A 25,379-nucleotide genomic window follows, 5' to 3' on the forward strand; every position below is an offset into this window, starting at 1 on the left:
CATGACTCGTACTGCGCTGGTGACCGGGGCAAGCCGTGGCCTCGGGGCCCACATCGCCCGATTGCTCGCCCCGGATCACCACGTCCTGCTCGGCGGACGATCGGCCGAGTCTCTCGAGGCCGTCTCGTCGGAACTGTCGGGAGCCACCCCGTGGCCGGTGGAACTGACCGATCCCGACGCGGTGGCCGCAGCCGCGTCGGGCATCGATTCTCTCGACGTGTTGGTGCACAACGCCGGAGTCGCAGCACTGGGGACCGTCGAGGAGTCGACGGCGGAGGACTGGCGGCGACAGTACGAGGTGAACGTCATCGCCGTCGTCGAGCTGACTCGGCTGCTCCTACCGGCGCTGCGGAAGGCCAACGGCCATGTGGTGCTGATCAACTCGGGTGCCGGCATTCGCGCGAACCCGGGGTGGGGCGGCTACGCAGCGAGCAAGTTCGCCTTGCGCGCATTCGGTGATGCACTGCGACAGGAGGAGCCGACGCTTCGTGTGACCTCGGTTCATCCCGGACGTATCGACACCGAGATGCAGCGCGAGATCGTCGCACACGAGGGTAGGGAGTACGACGGTTCGAAGTTCTTGCAGCCCAGTACCGTTGCCCTCGCGGTGCGCAACGCCATCGATACCCCCGCCGATGCTCACCCCACGGAGCTGGTGCTGCGCACCAGGTGAGCAGAAGTGCCCTCGGCCGTTGCGCAGGCTCCACTCCGGCCTCGTAGGAGGGGATGGAATCTCCGATCGCGTTCAGAGGTCGTCGAGCGTCACGATGCCGTCCTGCAGTGCCCGGGCGACCAGTGCAGCCTTCGTCGGAGCCGCTCTACCCACGCGGGAGTACTTGTCGCGGATTCGCGTCAGGTGCGTGTTGACGGTTCCCAGTGCGATGTGAAGACGGGCCCCGACGTCGACTTTGGAGTCGCAGTCCAGCCAAGCCTTCAGGACGGTGACCTCACGCTCGGTCAATCCGGGAGATGCGTACACCGGCACCGCCTGCGGCGGTGTCCTCTGCACTCGCACCGGAGGGTGCGTGGAACGTGTCAGGGGCTGCCTGGTGCCGAGTGGTGCCAGAGCTCGCGGCTGTGTGGGGGGTCGATGACCGATCACCACCATGTGTGCCTCCTTGCGATATCGGCCGTCACACGAACTCTCGGCCCGTGTGCATCTGATCACGGCGCGTGAATCCCCTGCAACACAAACCAATTCGACTCAGGTCTCCATCAGAGTGTTCCAACTAACCCCACGTGTAGTTGGTTGTAAACCAAGCGGGCGACACACTCGGATTGCTATGGTTCGAGGTCCAATCCGGAGCTGTGCAGTCTGTAGAGGCGGTAGTCGTTGAACACCAGGCCGACCCCGCGCGAGCAGTTCCTTCGGACCGGCTACCGGCTTCTGGACGAACTCGACACCACCGATCTGGCGCGATCGCTCTCCATCGCGGCCGTCGTGGACGGTGCCGGTCTGTCCCATCAGACCTTCCGCAACGCCTACCCAGGCAACTCACGCAGCGGTGGCTCCGGCGGCAAAGAGGCGTTCGTCGCGGATCTGCTGGACAACCTCACCGTGAATTACAGCGGAACCGTCCCACCCACCGACCCGCCGACGGGATGGCGCGACGCGGCTGCGCCGGTGTCGGCCCTGTTCGACGACCTGACGTCGGGATTGATGCGGCGCCGACTCATCGCCGTCCTGTTCGCAGCCGACCACGACGGAGCCCGCAAGGCAGTCACCCCGGAATTCGAACGGCTCGATGCAGACCTCCGCACAGTGGTGGGTCAGGCGATCCAGGCCCAGGGTGGGTCCGTGCGTCGGCCGTTGTCCTTGACGTCCCTGTCCACTGCCCTGGGCGCACTCCTCGACGGCTACGCGCTCCGTGAGATGCTCACGCCCGGTTCGGTTGCCACGGGCGAGGTATCCGACGCAGTCACCTCGATCCTGCGGTGGGCCATCGACCCGGTGCACTCCGATCGGAATGCACCCGAACCCGACCCCGTCGATGCGCTCGAGGGGGCCGCTTCCCTTCGCCCGGATCTGGAGGCCGACGTCATCGCGGCTACGGAAAAGCTCTTCCTCGACAACGGCTACTTCCTGGTCACGCTCGCCGACATCGCCGCAGCGGCGAAGATCCGGGTCGAGGATCTTCGCCGCCTGTTTCCCAGCAAGGTCGACATCATCGTCGCCGCACTGAAACCCGAGTTCGATCGCGTCCTACGGTTGCGCCGCGCCGACGAACGCCTCGGAATCGAGCCCGCAGTCGCACTGCAACGGACCCTGATCTCGCTGGGGAACTTCGTGATCGACAACCGGGCGATGAGCTCGGGGATGCTCCTCGCCCTGAGCTTCGAGCAGTTCCAGCATCCGAGCACGATCACGACCGTGATCGAGAACCTCTACCTCCCCGCTGCCGTCGTCCCCATCCTCGAACGCGGACGCGAAACCGGTGTGTTCAGCGACGAGGCACCCGCACCCGAGGTGGCGATCATGCTGACCAACAACGTTCTCTTCCGATGCCTGACGCGTCCCACCGAAACGGCGTCGGACGTCGTCGCCGGTGTGCTGCGAGTACTGATGCCGGGTGTCTCGACCAGGACGCCCTGACATCACCCGACCCGAGGGTGCGTCCAGGTCTGGAACTCGGTCTGCGAAAGTCCTACGGTTGTGTCATGGCACTGTCGAAGGCAGAACGCGAAGAATTTCTGGCCGAGTCTCACGTCGCCGCGCTGTCCGTCTCCGCGGGCCCGGATCGTGGTCCGCTCACCGTCCCCATCTGGTACGACTACACACCTGGTGGCCAGGCCTGGGTTCTCACCGGAAAGACGTCCAGGAAAGCCGAATCGATCAGGGCTGCACAGCGTTTCACGCTCATGATCGAGCAGACGAATCCGACCATCAAATACGTGTCAGTCGAGGGACCGGTTGCGCGGGAAGAGCCGAGTACGCCGGAGCTACTACGCGCCATGGCTGCGCGCTACCTACCGCCGGAGAAGGTCGACGGCTATCTCGAAATGGCCGACAGCGAGCACGAAGAGAACGTGGTGTTCTACCTGCAGCCGGAGCACTGGCTGTCGGCCGATCTGGGCGCGATCTGAGGTAGCGCGCCGGTAGCGCCTTCCCGAATCAGGTGGTCGGTGTCAGGGCGTTGCCGGGCGGGACGGTCGCACAGTTGCTGCGCGTCGGCCCACCGGCGAATCGCTCGGTCAGGAACTGCAGGCTCTGCGCCTCGAACACCGGGAACGCATCACTGTGCGTCAGGCCGTCGTACTGTGCGTACTGCACATCGACGCCCCGCCCGCAGTATGCGTACGCCAGCCCCTGCACGTCGCCGGTGATCATGATCGTGTCGCCGATCGGATCGGCGTGCCCGACAGCGAGGAACATCGGCGTTCGCGGAGTGCCCTGACTGCCCATGATGTTGTCGTCGATCGCCGCCACGACCTCGGGTACGTCCAGCAGTGAGGTGTACGGGGCCTTGACCATCGACGCGTCGGTGAGCGTCGGATAGTCGTCGGCGAACTGCGCGATGCACTCCTGATCGACCTGATCGATGACATCGAGGCCGTAGTCGGAGATGAAACTGTTCAGGTCGAGGCCGTATGCACGTTCGTAGGCGACGACCAGTGCCGGGATGACACCCGCCCACTGCTTGTTTCCGCTGACGTACGGCAGGTTGTGAGCCAGGTCGACGGGCAGCCCGCCGGCCGCCGCACCGACGAGGTTCAGCTCGGGGGCGTACTCGGGAGCGATTTCGGCACCCCACTGCGTCGGCACGGATCCACCGGAGTACCCGACCATGCCGACGGGCGTGCTCGACGGAAGCCCCAGAAAGGACTGGGCCGCACGAACGCCGTCCAGCGCTGCGTAGCCCGACTGCCGCCCGATCGTCCACTCGAGCTCCTCACCCTCGTAATCCGGTACGACGACGGTGTAGCCGGCTGCGAGGTAGCCGGCAATGACCGCCTGTTCCGCGCCGGCAATGGGACTCGTCGACCCGCCGCTGAGCGTGTACGAGGGATTGCACTGAGAGCCGAGCGCGTCGTAGGCCATGTGGTACGAGACGATCCGCGTCGGCCCGGGAACCAAGGGCCGCAGCACAGTTGCGACCGTGACGACGCCGTCACCCTGCTGGTCGGTGGTTCGGTACAGAACCTGGCTACCCGTTATAGGCGTCGGCTGGCTGGGGGTACGGAACGTCATGGGCCTCGACCGAAGCACCGTTCCCGGGGAGACGTCCAGGCCGCCGTCCCACTCGTAGAACGGATCGTCGGCGGGAATCGGTGAGCCCGGCCCCGGATCTGCCTGTGCCACAGGGACACTGACGAATGACGCAGACCCGAGAAGTAGAACGACCGAGGCCATCAGCCTCATTGCAAAGCCTCTACCAGCCAGTGACATGCATCAAATTAAACCCCTACGAGCTCGAAGTCATGGACGGAAATCGCCAGATTTTCGTCCATGACTTCGAGTTCGGCGAAGGCTGGGTTACTTCAAGACGATGTTCACCATTCGACCCGGGATCACGATGACCTTGGTCGGGGCCTTGCCGTCGAGCAGGGCCACGATCTTCTCGTCGGCCAGCGCAGTCTTCTCGACGTCGTCCTTCGTCGCATCTGCGGGGACGGTGATGCGGCTGCGGACCTTGCCGTTGACCTGGATGGGGTAGTCGACGGTGTCGGCGACGAGCCACTTCTTCTCCACGCGCGGGAAAGGCCCGTGCGCCAACGACTTCTCGTGACCGAGCTTGCTCCACAGTTCCTCGGACAGGTGCGGTGCCAACGGAGCGAGCATCAGGATCAGCGGCTCGACGACCCCGCGCGGGGCACCGTCGGGGTACGCCTTGGTGATGTGGTTGGTCAGCTCGATCAGCTTGGCGCCGGCCGTATTGTCGCGCAGCGCAGCGTAATCCGCGTGTACACCGTCGATCACGCGGTTGAGTACCCGCAACGTGTCTTCGGTGGGCTTGGCGTCGGTGACGCGGACCTCGCCGGTCACCTCGTCGAGCACCAGTCGCCACACTCGCTGGAGGAAGCGCTGCGCGCCGACGACATCCTTGGTCGCCCACGGCCGCGAGGTGTCCAGCGGTCCCATCGACATCTCGTAGAAGCGCAGGGTGTCGGCACCGTACTCGGCGAAGATCTCGTCGGGGGAGACCGAGTTCTTCAGCGACTTACCCATCTTTCCGTACTCACGGTTGACGGGCTGGTCCTGGTGGAAGTAGCCACCGTCGCGCTCGATCACCTCGGCCGCGGGCACGTAGACGCCGCGAGCGTCGGTGAAAGCGTAGGCCTGGATGTAGCCCTGGTTGTAGAGGCGACGGTACGGCTCGCTCGAGCTGACGTGGCCCAGATCGAACAGCACCTTGTGCCAGAAGCGCGAGTACAGCAGGTGCAGCACCGCATGCTCGACGCCACCGACGTAGAGATCGACTCCGCCGGGATCGTGGGGTCCGTGGATCTCCGGACGCGGTCCGACCCAGTACTTCTCGTTCTCCGGGTCGGCGAAGGCTTCGGAGTTGGTGGGGTCGATGTAGCGCAGCTGGTACCAGGAGCTACCGGCCCACTGCGGCATCACGTTGGTGTCGCGGGTGTAGGTCTGCAGCCCGTCGCCCAGATCCAGTTCGACGTTGACCCATTCGGAGGCCTTGGCCAACGGCGGAGACGGCTCGGAGCCCGCGTCGTCGGGATCGAACGACACCGGTGCGTAGTTCTCGACCTCCGGAAGTTCCACCGGCAGCGCGGAATCCGGCAGCCCGTGCGGGTTGCCCTCGGAGTCCCAGACGATCGGGAACGGCTCGCCCCAGTAGCGCTGGCGAGCGAACAGCCAGTCGCGCAGCTTGTACTGAATGGTGCCGCGGCCGGTGCCGTCGGCTTCCAGTCGCGCGATGACGGCGGCCTTGGCCTCGTCCACCGGCAGGCCGTCGAGGAAGTCGGAGTTCACCAGCTCACCGTCGCCGACGTATGCGGCCTCGGTGACGTCTCCGCCCGAGATGACCTCGCGCACAGGCAGATCGAACGCGGTGGCGAACTCCCAGTCGCGTGCGTCGTGTCCGGGGACGGCCATGATCGCGCCGGTGCCGTAGCCGGTCAGCACGTAGTCGGCGATGAACACCGGCACCTGCTCACCGTTGACCGGGTTCTTCACGTAGGCACCGATGAAGACGCCGGTCTTCTCCTTGTTCTCCTGTCGCTCCAGATCGGACTTGGCGGCGATCGAACCGCGATATGCCGCAACGGCTTCCGCGGGGGTTGCGGCTCCGCCGGACCACTTGTCGGAGACGTCCGCCGGCCACTCGGGAGCAACCAACTCGTCGACCAGTTCGTGCTCGGGGGCGAGCACCACGTAAGTGGCACCGAACAGCGTGTCCGGTCGAGTGGTGAACACCTCGATGTTCGAGAAGGAGACCTGCGCACCGCGGGAGCGCCCGATCCAGTTGCGCTGCATGGTCTTGACCTTCTCGGGCCAATCCAGGTACTCGAGGTCGTCGACCAAGCGGTCCGAGTACGCGGTGATCCGCATCATCCACTGCCGCAGGTTCTTTCGGAACACCGGGAAGTTTCCACGATCGCTGCGTCCGTCGGCGGTGACCTCCTCGTTGGCGAGCACCGTACCCAGACCGGGGCACCAGTTGACCATCGAGTTGGATTCGTACACCAGACGGAAGCCGTCGATCACCTCGCGGCGTTCACCGACGGTCAGCGACTCCCAGGAGCGGCCGTCGTCGAGGGTCCGCTCGCCCGAGGCGAAGGCCGCCTCCAGCTCGGAGATCGGACGCGCCTTGTTCTGATCGACGTCGAACCAGGCATTGAAGATCTGCAGGAAGATCCACTGCGTCCAGTGGTAGAAGTCGACGTCCGTCGTCGCCAGGGACCGTCGGCGATCGTGCCCGAGACCCAGCCGACGCAGTTGGCGTCGCATGTTGGTGATGTTGTCCTCGGTGGTGCTGCGCGGGTGCGTGCCCGTCTGCACGGCGTACTGCTCGGCCGGCAGACCGAATGCGTCGTAACCCAGCGCGTGCAGCACGTTGCGGCCCTGCATGCGGTGATAGCGCGCGAAGACGTCGGTGGCGATGTAGCCGAGGGGGTGACCGACATGCAGCCCACTGCCCGAGGGGTACGGGAACATGTCCTGGACGAAGAGTTTGTCCTTCGGGACGTCTCCGGCGAGGCTTCCGACCGGATTGGGCGCGTCGAAAGTGCCCTGCGTCTCCCACAGGTCCTGCCACTGCTCCTCGATGTGCCCGGCGAGTTCGGCTGTGTAGCGGTACTCGGGGGCGGACTCGGTGGGTGCTTCAACGGAATCGGTCACACCTACCAGCCTAAAGTGTGACGCGGCCCGCCTGGTACCAGGACCTCGCTGCGCCGTATCCTGGCCAGGTGGTCATCGTCTCGGTTGTGTTGTTCGTGCTCGCCCTCGTCGTCGGCGCTGTCGCTGTCGCGTCACTGCTGGGCCGGCTGCCACGCAACCGTTTCGCGGGAGTCCGCACCGCCGAGGCCATGCGTGACGACGAGACGTTCACCCTCGCCAACCGCGTCGCAGGCCCAACCACCGCCGCATCGGCTCTGGTACTGGCCATCGGCGCCGTAGCCGCTCTCGCACTGAGCGGCATCGCCGCTGTCGTCGGCGTCGTCGTTGCCCTCGTGGCCGCGCTGTTCATCGCCGCAGCCGGCGGGACCATCGGGGCCCGCGCAGCAGCGGCCGTTCCGCCACCCGCCGAGGCAGACGGATGCGGAAGCTCGTGCATCTCGTGCAGCCTCAAGGACGCCTGCCAGCCGAGCTGAGCCGAGCAGATGAAATCGAGGGCTGCCCGCACGTTCGATCCCGCCGGGGTCGTCTTCGGTGTTCTCGGACCTCTGGTCGTCGCTGCTCTCGGTCTCGTCCTCGCGTACCTGTGGCAGGACCGTCTGCCGGAGCAGGTCGCCACGCACTTCAGCGGCACCGAACCCGACGACTTCGCCGACCCGCTCTCCAACGCCTGGACCCTCGCCATCGTGATCGTGCTGGTGGGCGGCGGGTGCAGTGCCGTCGCATCATTGGCTCGGGTGCTGCTGATCATGCGTCGCACGATGCTGATCATCGGGCTGACCGTCGTCGGGACCATCGGTGTTCTGCAGATCGCGACCCTCGTCCGTGAACTGGACATGGCGACCGCGCAGAGCGTCACCATCCCCGGTTGGGCCATGGCGGTGGGAACCGTCGCCGGCTTCGCGGCCGGACTGTTCGGCGCATCGCGGCTACGCGACCACCGCGAGCGCGTTCTCGCCACCTCGCCGCCGCACTCCGATCTGCCGCGGTGCAATCCCGAATTGCCCCTGGTCGTCCATGTCGGTGCCAGTCGAGTCGCCGGCACGACCGTCGCGGCGGTATCTCTGGCAGGCGCTGCTCTGACGTGCTACCTGTCCAGCTCGCTGTGGCCGATCTTCCTGTTCGCACCGCTGACGATTCTCATCCTGTCCCTGCTGCGCTTCACCGTGCACGTCGACAGCGACGGCCTGTACGTATCGAGTCTGGGAATGGCCGCGTTCGACTACGACATCGACGAGATCACCGGCTCGTCCGTTCGAACGGTGGACCCGTCGAAGGAGTTCGGTGGTTGGGGTCTACGGGCCAAGGGACGCGGCAACTACGCCGTCGCCACCGAAGCCGGGCCCGCGGCCTTCGTCACGTTCGCGAACGGGGACCGGCTCACCATCGGGTCTGCCGACGCGGCGATCATCGCGGGAACCCTCAACACCCTCACCGATCGGACCCGCAGCACCACGATGGATTAAGTTAGCCGAGTGAAGTTGTTGCGGGATACCGTGCTGGATCCCTTCCTGTTGGGCATCTTCGCGGTCGCCGCGCTGGCAAGTCTCTTCCCGGCCACCGGCACAGCGGAGGACGTCCTGGGCTGGATCACGCGCATCGCCATTGCGCTGCTGTTCCTGATCTACGGCGCTCGGCTCTCGCCGCGCGACGCCTGGGACGGCGTCAAGCACTGGCGGCTGCACTCGGTGATCCTGGCGTGCACGTACCTGCTGTTCCCCGCGCTCGGGCTTGCGCTGCGGATTCTCGTCCCCGGGGTGATCAGTGACGACCTCTACACCGGAATCCTGTTTCTGTGTCTGGTCCCCTCGACCGTGCAGTCCTCGATCGCCTTCACCTCCATCGCACGCGGCAACGTCGCCGGAGCTGTCGTGAGTGCATCGTTCTCCAACATCATCGGCGTGTTCGTCACCCCACTGCTGGTGATCGCCCTGATGACCACCACGGGTTCCGTGACCATCGACCCCGGCTCGGTACTCGATATCGCTCTGCAACTGCTGCTTCCGTTCGCCGTCGGTCAGCTGATCCGGCCCTGGGTGACCGGATGGCTCACCCGACACAGCGCGCCGACGAAACTCGTCGACCGCGGTTCGATCCTGCTGGTGGTCTTCGCCGCCTTCAGCGAATCGATGAACCAGAACGTGTGGTCGTCGGTGGCGGTGTGGCGCATCGGCGTCGTCGTCGCCGTGTGCGCCGCGTTGCTCGCCCTGGTGCTCACGATCACCTGGTACGGAGGCAAGTGGTTGGGCTTCACGTTCGAGGATCGGTTGGTGCTGCTGTTCTGCGGATCCAAGAAGAGTCTGGCCAGCGGGCTACCGATCGCGGCGGTGCTGTTCGTCGGCCAACCCGTCGGACTGATCGTGCTGCCGCTGTTGATCTTCCACCAGATTCAGCTGATGGTGTGCACCGTGATCGCGCAGCATTTCGCGCGACGGCCGGAATCAGAACTGGGCCCCGTGGCCCGCGTCGCGGACTAGATTGAGGACCAGTCGAGAAATCGGGAGAAGACGATGACCAGGAAACTGCACACCGACGGCGTCGTCTCTGCCGCCTACACCGGCCGCCTCGCCACCAATCCCGTACCGGCACTGCGACTTCCCGAGGACCAACTCGACCCGGAAGCCGCATACCGCTACATCCACGACGAACTGATGCTCGACGGCAGCTCGCGCCTGAATCTGGCGACGTTCGTCACCACGTGGATGGATCCGCAGGCCGAGAAGCTCATGGCGGAGACGTTCGACAAGAACATGATCGACAAGGACGAATACCCGTCCACCGCGGCCATCGAGGAGCGCTGCGTCAACATCGTCGCCGATCTGTTCCACGCGCCCGGACTCGACCGAAAGGACCCGTCGTCGGCCACCGGCGTGTCGACCATCGGGTCCAGTGAGGCCGTCATGCTGGCCGGGTTGGCACTCAAGTGGCGCTGGCGAGCCAAGGGCACCGGAACGGCCGCGCCGAATCTGGTGTTGGGCAGCAACGTTCAGGTGGTGTGGGAGAAGTTCTGCCGCTACTTCGACGTCGAGCCCAAGTACCTGCCCGTCGAACGTGGACGCTACGTCATCACCCCCGAGCAGGTTCGGGATGCAGTGGACGAGAACACCATCGGCGTCGTCGCGATTCTCGGCACCACGTTCACCGGCGAACTCGAACCGGTGCAGGAGATCTGTGCGGAACTGGACAGGATCGCGTCGAGCGGAGGCCCGGACGTCCCGGTCCATGTCGATGCGGCCAGCGGCGGCTTCGTCGTTCCGTTCCTCGACCCGGAACTCGAATGGGACTTCCGGTTGCCGCGGGTCAAGTCGATCAATGCCAGCGGCCACAAGTACGGATTGACCTATCCGGGAATCGGATTCGCAGTCTGGCGCACCAAGGAAGATCTTCCCGAGGACCTCGTGTTCCGGGTCAACTATCTCGGCGGAGACATGCCCACCTTCACCCTGAATTTCTCCAGGCCGGGAAATCAGGTGATCGGGCAGTACTACAACTTCCTGCGACTCGGCAGATCCGGATACACCGACATCATGAAAGCACTGCGCGACACTGCCGTTCGGGTGAGCAGGCATCTCGACGAACATCCCGACGTCGAGGTCGTCACCGACGGATCTGCGATCCCGGTGCTGTCGTTCATGCTGAAGGATCACTGCGACTTCACGGTCTTCGACGTCTCCCACGAACTGCGCGCCCGTGGATGGCAGGTGCCGGCATACACGATGCCCGACGACGCCACCGACGTCGCAGTTCTCAGAATCGTTGTCCGAGAAGGATTCAGCGCGGATCTGGGCAGAATGCTGTGCAGCGCCATCGACGAAGTGATCGACGGACTGAAATCAGGCGGGCACTCGAACGCGAGGGCCTTCTCCCACTGAGTGCCTGCGGCAGTGGTGCGGTTGAGTGCCCTGGGTGGCACCTGACCGCACCACTGCGTAGCACTCAGTTCCGGTCGACGTCGATCGGATGGGATGCCAGCAGCGCCAACGGCATCGGCTGCCGACGCAACACATGGGCCCACAGGTCGATGCGTGGTGGACCGATCACATCGGATGGCAAGGCAGACAACACCATCCAGTCTTCCCGGTCCAGTTCACCTTCGAGCTGGCCGAACGTCCACCCCGAGTACCCGGCGAAGATGCGGACACCTTCGACCAGTGGGGCGATATCAGCAGGATCGGAATCGAGATCGACCATCACCACTCGGCCGTCGACGCGTCGTAGACCGGCAACACCGTCGAGCGACACGCCGGTCCGCAGCGTCGCCAGGCACAGCGCCGAATCGCGCTTGACCGGGCCACCGACGTACAGCGCCTGCGGCTTGGCGGCCAGCTCGGACCAGTTGGGCAGCACGTTCTGCACCGCGGTATCGCTGGGACGGTTGATCACGACACCGAGGCTGCCCGCATCGTTGTGTTCGATGATGTAGATGACGGTGCGCCGAAACGTGGGCTCCACCAGTTCGATGGACGACACCAACAGGCTGCCTGGGCGGACATCGCGCAAGGCCGATGTCGTCTGGTCCTCGGGTTCCTCCGCATGCGATGCCACGCTAGCCATTGTGGCACCGCGCACCCGCCGATGTGGCGCAAGCACCGCGGCCAGTTTCCATGGGTCGTTCCGCGGGCTCCACTCCCGCCTCGGCCCTACCCGAGCCCGGCGATCTCGGTGAGAAGTCCCAACTGATACTCGAACAAGTCGTCCCTGTTGGCGAAGGTCGTGGCACCGTACTGATCGAACACGTCGAAGCTGATGGCCCCGAACAGCGACGCCCACACCATGACTCCCAGTGCGATCAGCCCGTCGGGCAGATCCGTCTCCATCTGCGCACGGATGTCCTCGAAGCTTCCGTGCAGTGACGCCAGCTCCGGCGGATCGGCCTCGACGTCCGGTCGACGTGTCTGCCACGCCGAGTGGAGGACGGCCACCAACGTGGTGATCACGCGCGTGCCCGGCCCGGTGGTCTGCTCCGCGGGCGCGTGATAGCCGGGCACCGGGCTGCCGAACAGCAACGCGTAGCGCGCCGGCTCCCGCAGTCCCCACTGTCGAACCGTCCGGCCGAGCGCGAGGAACTTCTCCCTGGGACTGTCCACCGCGTCCACCGCCGCGTCGACAGCGTCCCCGAGCTCGGTGTATCCGTCGACGACGAGCAGGGTCAGCAGCTCGTCGCGGCTGGCGACGTACCGGTAGACGGCGGAGGACACGACGCCGAGGTCCCGGGCGACTGCCCGCAGCGACAGGGCCGCGGCACCGTCGGCGGCCAGGTGCTCGCGTCCGATCCGCGTGATGTCGGCCAAGGTCTGCGCACGGGCTCGGGTGCGGGGGGTGCTCGCCATGGCTCTCACAGTAACTGCCGCTCTTTTTGGAGAGCACTGCTCTTGCTTTATTGCCGCCCCGGGTGCACACTAGTTACATCAGAGAGCACCGCTCTCGTTTACCGAATTGGAGCAGTCATGACCGAACTACACGTCGTCACCGGAGCCGGGCCCGTCGGCTGGACCGTCGCCGAACAACTTGCTACACAGGGCCACTCGGTGCGCGTCCTCACCCGGTCGGGTAGCGGACCGGATCATCCGATGATCGAACGCCGCGCCGTCGACATCGAATCCGACGATCTTCGACCCCATCTGAGCGGTGCCACCGCGATCTACCACTGCACCCACGTCGCCTACGAGGACAAGGTGTGGCGGGACAAGCTCGAAGCGATGGAAAAGCGGGTGCTCGACGCGGCCGCGGGCACCGTCGTCGCGTTCCCCGAAAGTCTCTACGCCTACGGCCGGGTCGACGGACCGATCCGCGAGGACTCGCCCCGAGACGCGACGTTCCGGAAATTGGGAGTACGTACCGAGCTCCTCGCTGCGCGTGATGCGCACGCGACCCCCACCGTCAGCGTCGCCGCCTCGGATTTCTACGGGCCACGCGTGCTGGCCTCGCACATGGGGGAGCGGGTGATTGCGCCGATCCTGGCCGGCAAGCCGATCCGCGTCGTCGCCTCCGCCGATCTACCCCACTCGTTCACCTACGTCCCGGATCTGGCAGCCGCGATGATCACCGCCGCGGCGTCGCCATCGCTGTGGAACACCGTCCTGCATGCCCCGACAGCTCCCGCGGTATCGCAGCGATCCATGATCGAGATGTTCTCCGCTGCAGCTGGACTCACCGCACCGAAGGTCGGCGTCATTCCGGCCTGGGTGATGCGCGCACTGAGGCTGGTGCCCGGCCCGATGAAGGAACTCGGCGACACGCTGTATCAGTTCCGCTACCCCTATGTCCTCGACTCGAGCCGCAGCGAGAGCATCCTGGGGCAGCAGCCCACCTCACTCGTCGACGGTACGGCCGCCACGATGGCGTGGTGGGCCTCGACTCCCGCTGTCTCCGTATGACGCGCGGGGGCTAAAGTCCCGTCGGTGAGCGACGCGTCCTTCCGTACCCGACTGCGCCGGTCCCCGGGAGTCGGCAAGCTGACCACAGTTCGGTTCGCCGGTCAGTTCGGCGACGGGTTGTTCCAGGCCGCGCTCAGCGGTGCCATTCTGTTCAACCCGGAGCGTGCGACGAACCCGGCCGAGATCGCGGCCGGATTCGCGGTGTTGCTCGTCCCGTATTCAGTGGTCGGACCGTTCGCCGGGGCATTGCTCGACCGCTGGGATCGCCGCTCGGTCCTGCTGTGGGCCAACTTGATTCGCATCGTTCTGATCATGGCCACGGCAGGACTGCTGTGCAGTGGGGTCGATTCCACACCACTGCTTCTGCTGGCGTTGGCCACCGTGGGGCTCAGCCGGTTCGTGCTCGCCGGAGCGTCGGCGTCGCTTCCTCACGTGGTTCGGCAGTCGTGGCTGGTGCCGATGAACTCGGTCCTTGCAACCGTCGGCTCCGGTTTCGCCGCCGCGGGTGCCGGCCTGGCTGTCGCGGTGATCGGCATCGTCGGTGCCGGCGATGTCGGCTCGGGGATCGCCGTGGGTCTGGCGGCCACCGGCTCGGTCGCAGGCGCTCTCGCGGCGTCACGGTTTCGGCCCCGATCACTGGGACCGGGAACCCCGAGCCGAACCGGCAGTACTGTGAAAGACGTTGCGACAGGATTGAAATCGGGCGCACAGGCAGTCTGGCGCTCGGCCGGCGTCACGACCGCGATGATCGGCATCGGCGCACACCGCATCGTGTTCGGCATCAACACCCTGATCATGGTGTTGATTCTTCGCGAGACGACAGCGAGCAGCTTGCCCGGCGGACTCGCCGGCTTCGGCATAGCCGTGGGTGCCACCGCCACCGGCATGTTCCTCGCTGCCGTCATAACCCCCTTCGTCGTTCCCCGGTTGGGGCGCACCCGCACGATTGCCTCCGCTCTCGTGCTCGCCATCGCGGCGCAGCTCGGAGCCGTCTCCGCCCTGACACAGACCAGCTTGCTGATAGGAGCCTTCCTCCTGGGCATCGCCGGGCAGACCGTCAAGCTCAGCGGGGACGCCGCCATGCAGATCGAGATCGACGACGCCCACCGCGGACGCGTCTTCGCGTTGCAGGACACCGTGTTCAACGTGGCATTCGTCTCTGCCCTCGCCGCTGCGGCCTTCGCCGTCGGCCCTGACACGACCGATCTGAGCCAGGACCCCAGTGCACACGCGCTGGTGTTCGTCGGGGCGGGAATCTATACCCTCGGCCTGGCCGCAGCGGTGATCGACACCAGGCGCGCACGCCTCTGACGTGGTGTATCTTCCCGTACCGGACCGATGAGTATCGTCGGAGATCACGGGGGCAACACATGCAGGGCCGTACGACATCGCTCGGCTGCATACTGGCAGTCGCTGCAGGTACGGCCGTCCTTGCTGCGCCGCCGGCGTTCGCGGCCCCGCCTCCGCCGGTGAACTCCTGTGGAGAAACCGGTTTCGACCCCAGGGACTACCCACCCGAGCCCATCGGACCCGGCAATCCACCGCAGTTGCCGCCGTTGCCGGACCGCGTGGTGATCCCCGTGCCGTACCCGTCGATCGAACTCGTGCCGGTGCCCGACCCGGCCCCGAACAACACCCGCGTACAGGCCGATGTGCTGACCGACCCGTGTGCGGACCCGTGCCCCGATCTCACCGACGACACCGATTCACCGGCATCGGGCTCCGCAGACCATCTGCCGTTCCCCCGCATCGAGATCGACCCGCAACCCGAAACCATTCCCATCCCGATCCCCGGTCCCGGCGGTACCCCGGGAACCCCGCCGCCCGCTCCCGCCGTCACCCCAGCAGAGCCCGGACCGACGACGATGCCACCCGCGGCACCTGCCGTCGGACACGTCGAGGTCGTCTCGCAGGTGACCGGACCGGGATCGGAGAACCGCACCGACAAGCGCTGGCAGGTCGACGGCACCGATCTCGGCATCATGTGGGAGAGCAAGCCCGGCGAGATCGCAGTGGCATTCGGCGATTCGTTCGGCAAAGGGTGGGAATTCGGCGTCGTCGGCGGCGACGACTGGCGATCCAACGCACTGGGACACAGCACCGACACCGACCTGTCCGACGGCATGACCCTGGACTCGATGGTGCAGGACTCGCGTTGCCACGCAGCCGAACTGCTGCCCTCACGCAAGATCGAGAATTGGGAGACCACGGTCATCCCCACCTCCGGGTTCGCGATCGACGACCGGCAGTACATGTCCTACATGTCCATTCGACGCTGGAGCACGATCCCCGGCATGTGGTGGACCAACTACGGCGGTATCGCCTACTCGGACGACAACGGTTCCACCTGGGTCAAGGACGAGCATGCCAAGTGGGACAACGTCTTCGGCTTCTCGAAGTTCCAGGTGTCGACGATGGTCCCGGCGGGGGAGTACGTGTACATGTTCGGTACCGTCAACGGTCGCGTCGGACAGGTGGGGCTCGCGCGCGTCCCGAAGGCGGACGTGCTGAACAAGACGGCCTACCAGTACTGGGTGAACGGCACCTGGGCTCCCGTCGGCTCGAACGAGGCCACCCCCATCGCCGACGGTATGGCCGGGGAACTGTCGGTCCATCACGACGAGGCCCGGGACCTCTGGCGGATGACGTATCTCGATCCACTGCGCGGCGATATCGTTCTGCGCGAGGCGAATTCGCCGCAGGGGCAGTGGACCGCGCCGGCGACCCTGATCGACACCGCCGAGTACCCGAAGACCTATGGCGGCTTCGTTCACCCGTGGTCGACGGCGGACGAGCTGTACTTCACCGTCTCGGAGTGGGACAGCTACAACGTCTATCTGGTCAAGGCCGAGCTGCGCTCGTCGTGAGCGGAAATTCGTAGCGGGCTACGAACTTTCGCGCACGTGCGCGGGAGGCGCCTAGTGGGTGGGCCACCACTCGAGCAGCGCGGTCTCGGCCTCCTCGCGAGAGAGCGGTCCCCGATCCAGGCGCAGTTCTTTCAGGTACTTCCAGGCCTTGCCCACATCGGGTCCGGCCGGGATGTTCAGCAGCTCCATGATCGCGTTGCCGTCGAGGTCGGGCCGCACCCGAGCCAGGTCCTCCTGTTCGGCGATGCGGGCGATGCGTTCTTCCAGGTCGTCGTAGGTGGCCTGGAGCGCCGCAGCTCGTCGCTTGTTTCTCGTCGTCGAATCCGCGCGAACCAGCTTGTGCAGCTTGGGAAGTAGCTCGCCGGCATCGGTGGCGTAGCGGCGGACGGCAGAGTCGGTCCACTGACCCTTGCCGTAGCCGTGGAACCGCAGATGCAGGAACACCAGATGCGAGACGTCCTCGATCATCTTCTTCGAATACTTCAAGGCGCGCATACGCTTTCGCACCAGCTTGGCACCCACGACCTCGTGGTGGTGGAAGCTGACTCCGCCGCCCGGCTCGTTGCGTTTGGTGTCGGGCTTGCCGATGTCGTGCAGCAGTGCAGCCCAACGCAATACGAGATCCGGATCGCCGTCCTCCAGGTCGATCGCCTGCTTCAGCACGGTCAACGAGTGCGAGTACACGTCCTTGTGCTGGTGGTGCTCGTCGATCTCGAGTTTCATGTTGGGCACCTCGGGAAGGATGCGCTGCGCCAGACCCGTCTCGCACATCACGTCGATGCCGTCGATCGGGTGCGCGCCGAGGATCAGCTTGTCCAGCTCCACCTGGATTCGCTCGGCGGTGATGCGATCGATCTGATCCGCCATGTCCTCGATGGCTCGGTGCACCCGAGGCATCAGCGAGAAGCCCAGCTGGGAGACGAACCGCGCGGCCCGCAGCATCCGCAACGGATCGTCGCCGAACGAGACCTCCGGTGCCGACGGGGTATCGAGTACGCCCTCGAGCAGCGCATCCATCCCGCCGAGCGGATCGACGAATTCTTGGGCGCCGTCGGCTCCGAGACGCACTGCCATGGCGTTGACGGTGAAATCGCGGCGCACGAGATCCTCTTCGAGGCTGTTGCCGTACTGCACCTCGGGATTACGGGAGACCTGATCGTAGGAGTCGGTGCGATAGGTGGTGATCTCGATCGTCTGGCCGTCCTTGGCCGCACTGATCGTCCCGAACGCGATGCCGGTGTCCCATTGATGGTCCGCCCAGCCCGAGAGCAACGCCTGAACGTTCTCGGGCCTGGCGTCGGTGGTGAAATCCAGGTCGGTTCCGAGTCGGCCGAGAACTGCGTCGCGCACCGTGCCGCCCACGAGGTACAGCTCGTGCCCGGCTGCGGCGAACAAGGTACCGAGCGGAGTCAACACCGGAGCGAGTTCGCGCAGCGTCACAGCAGCTCCCGCCAGCAACCTCTCCCGGCGGGCATCGGTGTGCTCGGCGGAAACGGAGGACAGGGACTGATCGGCCACGGTGGAAGAGCCTACTTGCGCCGAGCCCATCGATTGTCCCGGCCTTCACCGCGCGGTGCGGCACGGTAGAAGAGTGCGCACAGGCAACTAGTATGGATTGGGTGTCTGCTGCCGAACGTGCGAACAGGAGCCGCCGCAACCCGCGGCGGCGTCAGGCACGCGCCGACACCGAAGCACCCAAGCTGAGGACCGTCCGCGAAACCTCGGCAGGAGGCCTGGTGGTCGACGGCCTCGACGGGCCGCCCGCCAAACGCTGCGCCGCCCTGATCGGCCGTACCGACCGTCGCGGACGCCTCCTCTGGTCCCTGCCCAAGGGACACATCGAGCAGGGCGAAACGGCCGAACAGACCGCCATGCGCGAGGTCGCCGAGGAAACCGGCATCCGCGGTACCGTCCTGGCCTCGCTGGGCAGCATCGACTACTGGTTCGTCACCGAGGGCCGACGCGTCCACAAGACCGTCCACCACTACCTGCTCCGATTCCTGGGCGGCGAACTCTCGGACGAGGACCTCGAAGTGACCGAGGTCGCGTGGGTTCCGCTGACCGAACTACCGTCCAGGCTCGCCTACGCCGACGAACGCAAACTCGCCGCCATCGCCACCCGCCTGATCGACGACATGAGCAGCGGCAACTCGGGCGCACCCATCCCCGGCGGGAAGTGATCGTGCGGGCCCGGAAGGTCGCTGCCGCCGCATTGACCACGTTCGTTCTCGCGGTGGCACCGTCGGTCGGCACCGCGGCACTGATCCCGGCACAACTTCCCGACGCCGGAGCCCAACCCGACTCCTCCGTCGGCGATACGAGCGGTACCACCAGCGCCGTTCCGGACACCCCGATGACGCAGGACGGCAACCCCTTCCTGACGCTGAGTATCGAAACCGTCGCCCCCTCCACCGTCACCACCAGCAGCGATCCGTTCGTGACGGTGCGCGCCACCGTGAAGAACACCGGGGACCGCCGCGTCGACGACGTCAGTGTCCGGATGCAGGCCGCGGACGCCGTCGACACCACGGCCGGACTACGGACCTCGCTGACCCTCGACCAGGACCGCTTCGAGCGCGTCGGCGATTTCGTCACCGTGGCCGAGTCCCTGGAGAAGGACGAGAGCCGCCAGTTCGACATGTCGATGCAGCTGCGCAGCACCACCGAACCCTCCCTGGGAATCGAGGCCCCTGGCGTCTACCCGCTTCTGCTCAACGTCAACGGCACTCCCGAATACGGCGGAACCGCACGACTCGACGACGCCCGCTTTCTGCTCCCGGTCGTCGGACTGCCCCGCAACCCCGGTGAGATGGACCCCACCGCTCCCGACGCGATGCCACTGCCTCCCAACACCCGCAACCCCGTCGCCATGACGGTTCTGTGGCCGCTTGCCGACATTCCACGACTCGCTGCCGGGATCCCCGGTTCGGTCGACGAGCGCGTTCGGCTGATCGACGACGAACTCGCCGGCGAGCTGGCCACCGGTGGCCGACTCGACACCCTCCTCAAGGCCGTCGAGTTCGCGACACAACCCGGCCTCGATCCCGACGGCCGACTGGCGTCGAGCCTGTGTATCGGCCTCGACCCCGACCTGCTCGTCACCGTCTCGAACATGACCCGCGGTTACCTCGTCGTCGACAACCCGGCCGATCCTGCCGGCACGACCCGCGAGGGCACCGGAAGCGCAGCCGCAGCTCAGTGGCTGTCCCGACTGGAAACGATCGCGTCGAGCACCTGCGTGACGGCGATGCCGTTCGCCCAGACCGATCTGGGGGCGGTGGCCGACATCGGCGATCCCACACTGCTCAGCAGTGCCGTCAGCGCCCCGGCCGACATCGTCGACGGCATCCTCGGCATCACCTCGACACGCGGCTTCACCTGGAGCACCACCGGTGGGGTGGATGCGAACACCGCCGACGCCCTGCGTGCGGCAGGCACCGGCACCGTCCTGGTCGCCGACAACAGCATCAGCCCGCCGACCTCGGCACCGACCTCCCTGCTGGCGACGACCGACAGTGCATCGACCGGAACCGAGCAGACCCAACCGCTGGCCGCCACCCACTACGACGCCGCCACCGCAGCGGCATTGGCCGGGGTCGGGGCCACGCCGTCCACGCCTGCCCTCACTCCCTCCGAGCAACGCTTCGATCTCGCCACGGACTCGCGCACCGCACGCCTGCAGGACGCGCTCGGAGCCGTCAACTTCCACGCCCTCGTCGGTGCCGATCGGCCCGGACGCACCGTCACCGTCGCGCCCCCGCAGTACTGGACCGCGGGCGGAGACGAACCGTCGGCGATTCTGTCGACGGTGTCCTCGCTGCTGCGGTCCGGACTGGCGACGCCGCGGCCTCTGGCCGAGTTGCTCACCGAGCCCACGACCGGAACTCCGGTGACCGGCATCGACGCGGCCACCGAACTCGATACCGGCACCATCGACCTGGTGCGATCGCAGAGCGCCCGAGTCGACACCCTGATGCAATCGCTCGTCGAGGATCCGCAGTCGGCGCTGACTCCACGCCTGTACACCGCTCCGCTGCGCGAGGACATGCTCCGCGTGCTGTCGAGGGCAGGTCGCGCGAGCGCCGCCAGCGAACGAACCGGCACCATGGCACGCGACCGACTCGCGGCGATCCGCATCGGACTGGACACCATCTACGGATCGGTGACCGTGCTGGCCCCCGGCGGCGTCTACACCCTCGCCTCGGAACAGAGCCCGCTGCTGCTCGTCGCCCGCAACGACCTCCCCGTCCCGGTCAACGTGCTGCTCCAGGTCGACGCACCACCGGAGATGACGATCAGTGACGTCGGCGTCACCCAACTTCCGGCCCGGGGATCACGGACCATCACCGTCCCGGCCGAGGTCGACGACACGCGCAACCTGTCCGTCGACTTCTCCGTCACCACGCTCGACGGCTCCCGGCTCGGCGAAGTGTCCACGGTGTCCGTGCGATCGAACGCGTACGGCCAGGCACTGGCGATAATTACCGCCTGCGCCGGAGCTCTCCTACTGTTACTTGCAGGTCGACGCCTCTGGCATCGATTCAGAGGTCAACCAGACCCGGCCGACGAAGGGTACGAGAGACCATGACTGGCAACGTCCCGTACGACGGCGACCTGCCGCGGTCACGCCTGCCAGCGTCGCAGGTGTTCCGACGAACGACGCCACCGCGGTCCGCGCCCTGGGAGCGGCAGGCGCGCCCGGAGCTGCGCTCGTACCCGGCACCGCCGCCGCTCGACGGGCAGCCCGCCGCCGACGACACCGTCACCCAACTCATCCCGCGTTTCCGCGAGGAGGATTACCCGCAGGCACCCTCCGGAACGGTCCCCCCGACAGACCTTCCGCCGAAGGGGTCCGACTCGGTGCCGCAACCCGAGCCGAAACCGCAGAAGTCACTGCTGGCTGCGTCGGGTTCGATCGCGGTGGCGACCCTGGTCAGCCGCATCACCGGATTCGCCAAGCAGGTCGCCATGACGGCCACCCTCGGGGCAGGGCTGGCCAGTGCGTTCACCGTCTCGACGATCCTGCCGAACATGATCTCCGAACTGGTCCTCGGTGCGGTGCTCGGAGCGATCGTCGTTCCGGTGTTGGTCCGGGCCGAGCAGGAGGACGCCGACGGCGGGCGAGCATTCGTTCGACGGCTGTTCACCATCGCGGTGGCGCTGCTCGGAACCGTGGCGCTGGCCGCAACGATCGCGGCCCCGCTGCTGGCGCGGCTGATGCTCGACGGCGATCCGAAGGTCAACGAGGACCTGACCATCGCGTTCACCTACCTGGTGTTGCCCGCGCTGATGTTCTACGGATTGTCCGGCCTGCTCACGGCGGTGCTCAACACCCGGCAGAACTTCAAGCCCGGGGCCTGGGCACCGGTGTACAACAACCTGATCGTGCTCGGCGTCTTCGCGCTGTACTTCTTCATGCCGGGCGAGATCAGCGTGAACCCGGTCGAGATGGGCAACCCCAAACTCCTCGTTCTCGGCCTCGGAGTCACTGCCGGTGTCATCACCCAGGTCATCGCGCTGATCCCGGCACTGCGCCGTGAACGCATCGACCTGCGCCCGCTCTGGGGATTCGACGAGCGCCTGAAGAAGTTCGGCGCGATGGCCGCCGCGATCGTGCTCTACGTCGTCATCAGCCAGATCGGGCTGATCGTGGCCACCAGGATCGCGTCGGGCACCGACGACGCGAGCAACGTGATCTACTCGCAGGCCTGGATCGTCCTGCAGCTGCCTTACGGCATCCTCGGCGTGACGGTTCTGACGGCCATCATGCCCAGACTCAGCCGCAACGCCGCCAACGGTGACACCCCGTCCGTCGTCGACGACCTCTCGGTCGCCACCCGCCTGACGATGGTCGCGCTGGTGCCCATCGTGGTGTTCCTGACCTTCGCGGGCCCGTGGGTGGGCGAGGCGCTGTACGGCTTCGGCCGGTTCGCCGATGTCGCACCCCGACTCGGCGAGGCCGTGAGCTGGTCGGCGTTCTCCCTCATCCCGTACGCCCTCGTCCTGATCCATCTCCGCGTGTTCTACGCCCGCGAGAAGGCCTGGACGCCGACGTGGATCATCCTCGGCATCACCGCCGTCAAGATCGGACTGTCTCTGCTCGCCCCGATCGTCGCGTCCGACCCGGATCAGGTGGTGCTGCTCCTCGGCGCAGCGACCGGCCTCGGGTACACGGTCGGCGCGATCATCGGCGGATACCTGCTACACAAGAGCCTGGGCCGCCTGCGGATGGCCAACGTCGGCAAGACGGTCTGGCTGGTCCTCATCGCCTCACTGGCCGGCGGTGCGGCCATGCTCGCGATCGACCGGATCCTGGGTCTCGACGCCATGACGAACGGCTGGATCGGCAACTTCGTCCGCGTCGCGATCGACGCCGTCATCATGCTCGGCATCACCTTCTCGATACTCTGGTTCGGCAAGATTCCCGAAGTCCTGGCAGTCACCGTGGCCCTGAGCCGCGTCGTTCGGAGATTCCGCGGCACAACCGCTCCGACGGACACCGATCCGGCCGCCGCAGAAACCGGCGTGATTCCGGTTATTCGAACCGAGCCCACATGGGACACTGCGCGGGATCGGCTCCCGTACCCTGGTCATCGGCACCCGGGGGCAGAAGCCAACGCAGGTCGACCTTTTGCAGGACAACACGGGGCATATTCGCCTGAAGGAGTGACAGTGACCGACGACGAAGTTGCTGGGGGGCCGGCACAATCTCCAGCAAGCGAAGCCGACCGAACGAGCGGCGGCGGCGTCGAGGTCGACACCCAGGACCGCACCGAACCCGTGAAGGCCGACGCTGCCTCGCCATCGAAGAGTGCGAAGCCCGCCGAGACACCGAAGCCGGCCGAGACACCGGCCGAGCCGAAGGCTGCACCCGAAGCGAAGAAGTCGGCCGCAGCTCCCGAGCCTGACGCCGAGAAGGCAGCCGACAAGCCTGCCCCGAAGCCGGCCGACAAGACGGTCTCCATCTCCAAGGCCGCTCTCGCGGCGCGTCCGACCGACAAGACCGTCTCCATCTCGAAGGCCGATCTCCCGGTCGAAGCCGACAGCGACAAGAAGGCCACACAGGAGTCGAAGCCTGCGGCCGACGCTGATTCCACAGCGGATGCGGATTCCGAGAAGACCGAAGCGGCACCGGCCACACCCGACGCCTCCGACTCGGACAGCACCGACGAGGGTGCCACTGCAGCAGCCCCGTCGAGCGCTCCCGAGCGCACGCTTCGCGGCCCGACGCTCATTCCCGGTGCCTCCGTTGCCGGTGGCCGCTACCGACTGCTGGCACCGCACGGCGGAGCCCGTGGACTCAAGTTCTGGCAGGCACATGACGTCAAGCTCGATCGCGAGGTCGCCTTGACGTTCGTCGACGCCGATCAGCAATCGACCGCCTCGACCGACGACCGCACGCAGGGACCGCAGGCGATTCTCTCGCGCACGCTGCGTCTGGGACGGATCAATTCGCCCGGCCTCGCCCGCGTGCTCGACGTGGTGCGCGGCAGCTCCGGCGGCATCGTCGTTGCGGAGTGGACTCCCGGCCGCTCACTGCGTGAGATGGCCGACACCGTGCCCTCACCGACCGGCGCTGCGCGTGCGATCAAGGTCCTCGCCGCAGCGGCCGAGGCAGCGCACCGCAGCGGAGGCGCCCTGTCGATCGACCACCCCGATCGGGTGCGTATCAGCTCGAGCGGCAACGCCGTCCTCGCATTCCCCGCGACACTGGCCGACGCCGACCCGAGTTCGGACGTCCGCGGACTCGGCGCGATGCTCTACGCCCTGATCACCGCCAAGTGGCCGCTGTCCGACACCACCGGCGATGCCGTCGTGTCCGGTGATGCAGCTCCGGCACGCAGCGTCGGTGGCATGCGTCCGGCCGACCGTGACGACAAGGGTGCCCCGCTCGAGCCGAGGCAGGTTCGTCCGGACGTTCCGTTCGAGATCTCCGCCGTCGCCGTGCGGGCATTGGAACAGAACAGCGGCATCAGGACCGCTGCCACCGTGCAGCACGTTCTCGATCAAGCAGCAGTGGTCAACGACAAGACGGATCTGATGCCGGCGCTGCGACTGGGCCAACGAGCGCCAGGTGCCAGTGGGCACTCGCTCGCCGATCCCGAGGAGATCGCTGCCGAGAAGGCCAAGTCGATGCGCACCAACATCGCCATCGCGGTACTCGGTGCCCTGACGGTGGTGGTTCTCGCATTCGCCGGCTTCTGGCTGTTCACCTCGATTGCCGGCAACGACACCGACACTCCGCTCGACACCCAGGACTTCGGTCTCACCACTCCTGCCACGGCACCACCGGCGGGCGATGCGGCCGCTGCGCCGCCGGCCGAGACCGGTGGACCCGTGGCGATGGAGGACGTCAGCGTGTTCTCACCTCAGGGTTCCGCCGACAACCCCAGCACCGCGTCCAACGCGATCGACAACGACCCCAGCACAGCGTGGACGACCGACTCGTACTTCCAGCAGTTCCCGGCCCTCAAGAACGGCGTCGGGCTGCTCGTGTCCATTCCGTCCTCGACGCTGCAGAACGCGTGGATCGAGTCGACATCTCCCGGAACTGTCGTCGAGATCCGGTCGGCCCCGAACGGCTCGCCCAGTCTCAGCGACACCACGCTCCTCGGTGAAGCCACACTGCAGAACGGCCGCACCGACATCGCCCTGAGCGACGCGGAGCCGACCGGGAACGTGCTCGTCTGGATCACCCGACTCGGCGAGCAGGGCGGCCGCATCGCCACCTCGATCTCCGGGATCGGTTTCGACTCCTAAATCGGGCTTTCGGTAGCCGATACCGACTTGTTTCGTACTTCGCGGTCTCGATGGCTTAGGCTCCCCCCAATGCGTTAACAC

The 25,379-nt window shown here is 66.4% G+C and carries 19 protein-coding genes; 13 read left to right on the plus strand and 6 right to left on the minus strand.

The annotated features are described in order from the left end of the window. The first annotated feature begins 1 nt into the window (after position 1). The gene (locus tag CH249_RS05425; protein ID WP_094682440.1) at positions 2 to 673 is read left to right on the plus strand and encodes an SDR family oxidoreductase; all 672 of its coding nucleotides are present in this window, start codon (positions 2 to 4) and stop codon (positions 671 to 673) included. 72 nt (positions 674 to 745) lie between these two features. Here CH249_RS05425 and CH249_RS05430 read toward each other — a convergent pair whose 3' ends face one another. After that, positions 746 to 1,108, minus strand: a complete 363-nt coding sequence (locus CH249_RS05430; protein ID WP_082322619.1) for a LuxR C-terminal-related transcriptional regulator — start codon at positions 1,106 to 1,108, stop codon at positions 746 to 748. 225 nt (positions 1,109 to 1,333) lie between these two features. Between CH249_RS05430 and CH249_RS05435 the strand changes: the two genes are divergently transcribed. Both CH249_RS05435 and CH249_RS05440 read left to right on the plus strand, forming a co-directional pair. After that, positions 1,334 to 2,593 (plus strand): TetR/AcrR family transcriptional regulator, encoded by a 1,260-nt coding sequence (locus CH249_RS05435; RefSeq protein WP_094646239.1) that lies wholly within the window; start codon positions 1,334 to 1,336, stop codon positions 2,591 to 2,593. Positions 2,594 to 2,658: 65 nt separating this feature from the next. Continuing rightward, positions 2,659 to 3,084 (plus strand): pyridoxamine 5'-phosphate oxidase family protein, encoded by a 426-nt coding sequence (locus tag CH249_RS05440; RefSeq protein WP_045200650.1) that lies wholly within the window; start codon positions 2,659 to 2,661, stop codon positions 3,082 to 3,084. Positions 3,085 to 3,112: 28 nt separating this feature from the next. Here CH249_RS05440 and CH249_RS05445 read toward each other — a convergent pair whose 3' ends face one another. Both CH249_RS05445 and leuS read right to left on the minus strand, forming a co-directional pair. Further along, positions 3,113 to 4,351: a lipase family protein gene (locus CH249_RS05445; protein ID WP_179273135.1), complete on the minus strand. Its 1,239-nt coding sequence runs from the start codon at positions 4,349 to 4,351 to the stop codon at positions 3,113 to 3,115. A gap of 123 nt (positions 4,352 to 4,474) precedes the next feature. Further along, positions 4,475 to 7,297 carry a leucine--tRNA ligase gene (gene leuS / locus CH249_RS05450; protein ID WP_094682438.1) on the minus strand — a complete coding sequence of 941 codons (2,823 nt, stop codon included), beginning with the start codon at positions 7,295 to 7,297 and terminating at the stop codon, positions 4,475 to 4,477. Between the two features lie 68 nt (positions 7,298 to 7,365). On the opposite strand from leuS, the gene CH249_RS05455 reads away from it, so the two are divergent. The 4 genes from CH249_RS05455 to CH249_RS05470 are packed head-to-tail and all read left to right on the plus strand — an operon-like array spanning position 7,366 to position 11,166. Further along, a complete protein-coding gene (locus tag CH249_RS05455) occupies positions 7,366 to 7,770 on the plus strand; it encodes an SdpI family protein (protein ID WP_032397343.1) in 405 nt (134 codons plus the stop codon). Positions 7,771 to 7,779: 9 nt separating this feature from the next. Further along, the gene (locus CH249_RS05460; protein WP_094646242.1) at positions 7,780 to 8,760 is read left to right on the plus strand and encodes a DUF1648 domain-containing protein; all 981 of its coding nucleotides are present in this window, start codon (positions 7,780 to 7,782) and stop codon (positions 8,758 to 8,760) included. A gap of 9 nt (positions 8,761 to 8,769) precedes the next feature. Then, positions 8,770 to 9,771 carry a bile acid:sodium symporter family protein gene (locus CH249_RS05465; RefSeq protein ID WP_094682437.1) on the plus strand — a complete coding sequence of 334 codons (1,002 nt, stop codon included), beginning with the start codon at positions 8,770 to 8,772 and terminating at the stop codon, positions 9,769 to 9,771. Positions 9,772 to 9,804: 33 nt separating this feature from the next. Beyond that, entirely contained in the window at positions 9,805 to 11,166 is a 1,362-nt protein-coding gene (locus CH249_RS05470; RefSeq protein WP_094682436.1) for a glutamate decarboxylase, read from the plus strand. Positions 11,167 to 11,230: 64 nt separating this feature from the next. Here CH249_RS05470 and CH249_RS05475 read toward each other — a convergent pair whose 3' ends face one another. Together CH249_RS05475 and CH249_RS05480 are read right to left on the minus strand one after the other, a co-directional pair. Continuing rightward, a complete protein-coding gene (locus tag CH249_RS05475) occupies positions 11,231 to 11,848 on the minus strand; it encodes a YqgE/AlgH family protein (RefSeq protein WP_032396966.1) in 618 nt (205 codons plus the stop codon). Positions 11,849 to 11,934: 86 nt separating this feature from the next. Next, a complete protein-coding gene (locus CH249_RS05480; RefSeq protein ID WP_094629024.1) occupies positions 11,935 to 12,624 on the minus strand; it encodes a TetR/AcrR family transcriptional regulator in 690 nt (229 codons plus the stop codon). 117 nt (positions 12,625 to 12,741) lie between these two features. Here CH249_RS05480 and CH249_RS05485 point away from each other — a divergent pair, with 117 nt between their 5' ends. From CH249_RS05485 to CH249_RS05495, 3 genes are read left to right on the plus strand one after another with little or no spacing between them, the layout of a single operon-like run. Beyond that, positions 12,742 to 13,671 carry an NAD-dependent epimerase/dehydratase family protein gene (locus tag CH249_RS05485; protein ID WP_094682435.1) on the plus strand — a complete coding sequence of 310 codons (930 nt, stop codon included), beginning with the start codon at positions 12,742 to 12,744 and terminating at the stop codon, positions 13,669 to 13,671. Positions 13,672 to 13,695: 24 nt separating this feature from the next. Next, the gene (locus CH249_RS05490; protein ID WP_094682434.1) at positions 13,696 to 14,982 is read left to right on the plus strand and encodes an MFS transporter; all 1,287 of its coding nucleotides are present in this window, start codon (positions 13,696 to 13,698) and stop codon (positions 14,980 to 14,982) included. Positions 14,983 to 15,041: 59 nt separating this feature from the next. After that, a complete protein-coding gene (locus CH249_RS05495; protein WP_094646247.1) occupies positions 15,042 to 16,538 on the plus strand; it encodes a DUF4185 domain-containing protein in 1,497 nt (498 codons plus the stop codon). 51 nt (positions 16,539 to 16,589) lie between these two features. Here CH249_RS05495 and CH249_RS05500 read toward each other — a convergent pair whose 3' ends face one another. Further along, positions 16,590 to 18,056, minus strand: coding sequence for a CCA tRNA nucleotidyltransferase (locus tag CH249_RS05500; protein ID WP_094682433.1), 1,467 nt, complete (start codon positions 18,054 to 18,056; stop codon positions 16,590 to 16,592). Positions 18,057 to 18,157: 101 nt separating this feature from the next. Between CH249_RS05500 and CH249_RS05505 the strand changes: the two genes are divergently transcribed. Genes CH249_RS05505 through CH249_RS05515 form a run of 3 tightly spaced genes read left to right on the plus strand, consistent with a single transcriptional unit; the run spans position 18,158 to position 25,298 of the window. Then, on the plus strand, positions 18,158 to 18,718 hold the full coding sequence (locus tag CH249_RS05505) for an NUDIX hydrolase (RefSeq protein WP_032396972.1): 561 nt from the start codon (positions 18,158 to 18,160) through the stop codon (positions 18,716 to 18,718). Positions 18,719 to 18,720: 2 nt separating this feature from the next. Beyond that, positions 18,721 to 21,126, plus strand: coding sequence for a glycoprotein (locus tag CH249_RS05510; protein ID WP_094682532.1), 2,406 nt, complete (start codon positions 18,721 to 18,723; stop codon positions 21,124 to 21,126). Then, positions 21,123 to 25,298, plus strand: a complete 4,176-nt coding sequence (locus CH249_RS05515) for a lipid II flippase MurJ (protein ID WP_179273137.1) — start codon at positions 21,123 to 21,125, stop codon at positions 25,296 to 25,298. The genes CH249_RS05510 and CH249_RS05515 overlap by 4 nt, the downstream gene beginning before the upstream one ends. Positions 25,299 to 25,379: the final 81 nt, after the last annotated feature.

Origin of the sequence: Rhodococcus sp. 05-2255-3B1 (genome assembly GCF_002258545.1) — a bacterium.
Lineage (GTDB): Bacteria > Actinomycetota > Actinomycetes > Mycobacteriales > Mycobacteriaceae > Rhodococcoides.

Bases quoted from the DNA above. Each gene is read 5' to 3' on its own strand.
- CH249_RS05480 (WP_094629024.1), bottom strand. From the start codon at position 12,624: ATGGCGAGCACCCCCCGCACCCGAGCCCGTGCGCAGACCTTGGCCGAC.
- CH249_RS05440 (WP_045200650.1), top strand. From the start codon at position 2,659: ATGGCACTGTCGAAGGCAGAACGCGAAGAATTTCTGGCCGAGTCTCAC.
- CH249_RS05460 (WP_094646242.1), top strand. From the start codon at position 7,780: ATGAAATCGAGGGCTGCCCGCACGTTCGATCCCGCCGGGGTCGTCTTC.
- CH249_RS05470 (WP_094682436.1), top strand. From the start codon at position 9,805: ATGACCAGGAAACTGCACACCGACGGCGTCGTCTCTGCCGCCTACACC.
- CH249_RS05430 (WP_082322619.1), bottom strand. From the start codon at position 1,108: ATGGTGGTGATCGGTCATCGACCCCCCACACAGCCGCGAGCTCTGGCA.
- CH249_RS05445 (WP_179273135.1), bottom strand. From the start codon at position 4,351: ATGGCCTCGGTCGTTCTACTTCTCGGGTCTGCGTCATTCGTCAGTGTC.
- CH249_RS05425 (WP_094682440.1), top strand. From the start codon at position 2: ATGACTCGTACTGCGCTGGTGACCGGGGCAAGCCGTGGCCTCGGGGCC.
- CH249_RS05495 (WP_094646247.1), top strand. From the start codon at position 15,042: ATGCAGGGCCGTACGACATCGCTCGGCTGCATACTGGCAGTCGCTGCA.
- CH249_RS05475 (WP_032396966.1), bottom strand. From the start codon at position 11,848: ATGGCTAGCGTGGCATCGCATGCGGAGGAACCCGAGGACCAGACGACA.
- CH249_RS05515 (WP_179273137.1), top strand. From the start codon at position 21,123: ATGACTGGCAACGTCCCGTACGACGGCGACCTGCCGCGGTCACGCCTG.
- CH249_RS05485 (WP_094682435.1), top strand. From the start codon at position 12,742: ATGACCGAACTACACGTCGTCACCGGAGCCGGGCCCGTCGGCTGGACC.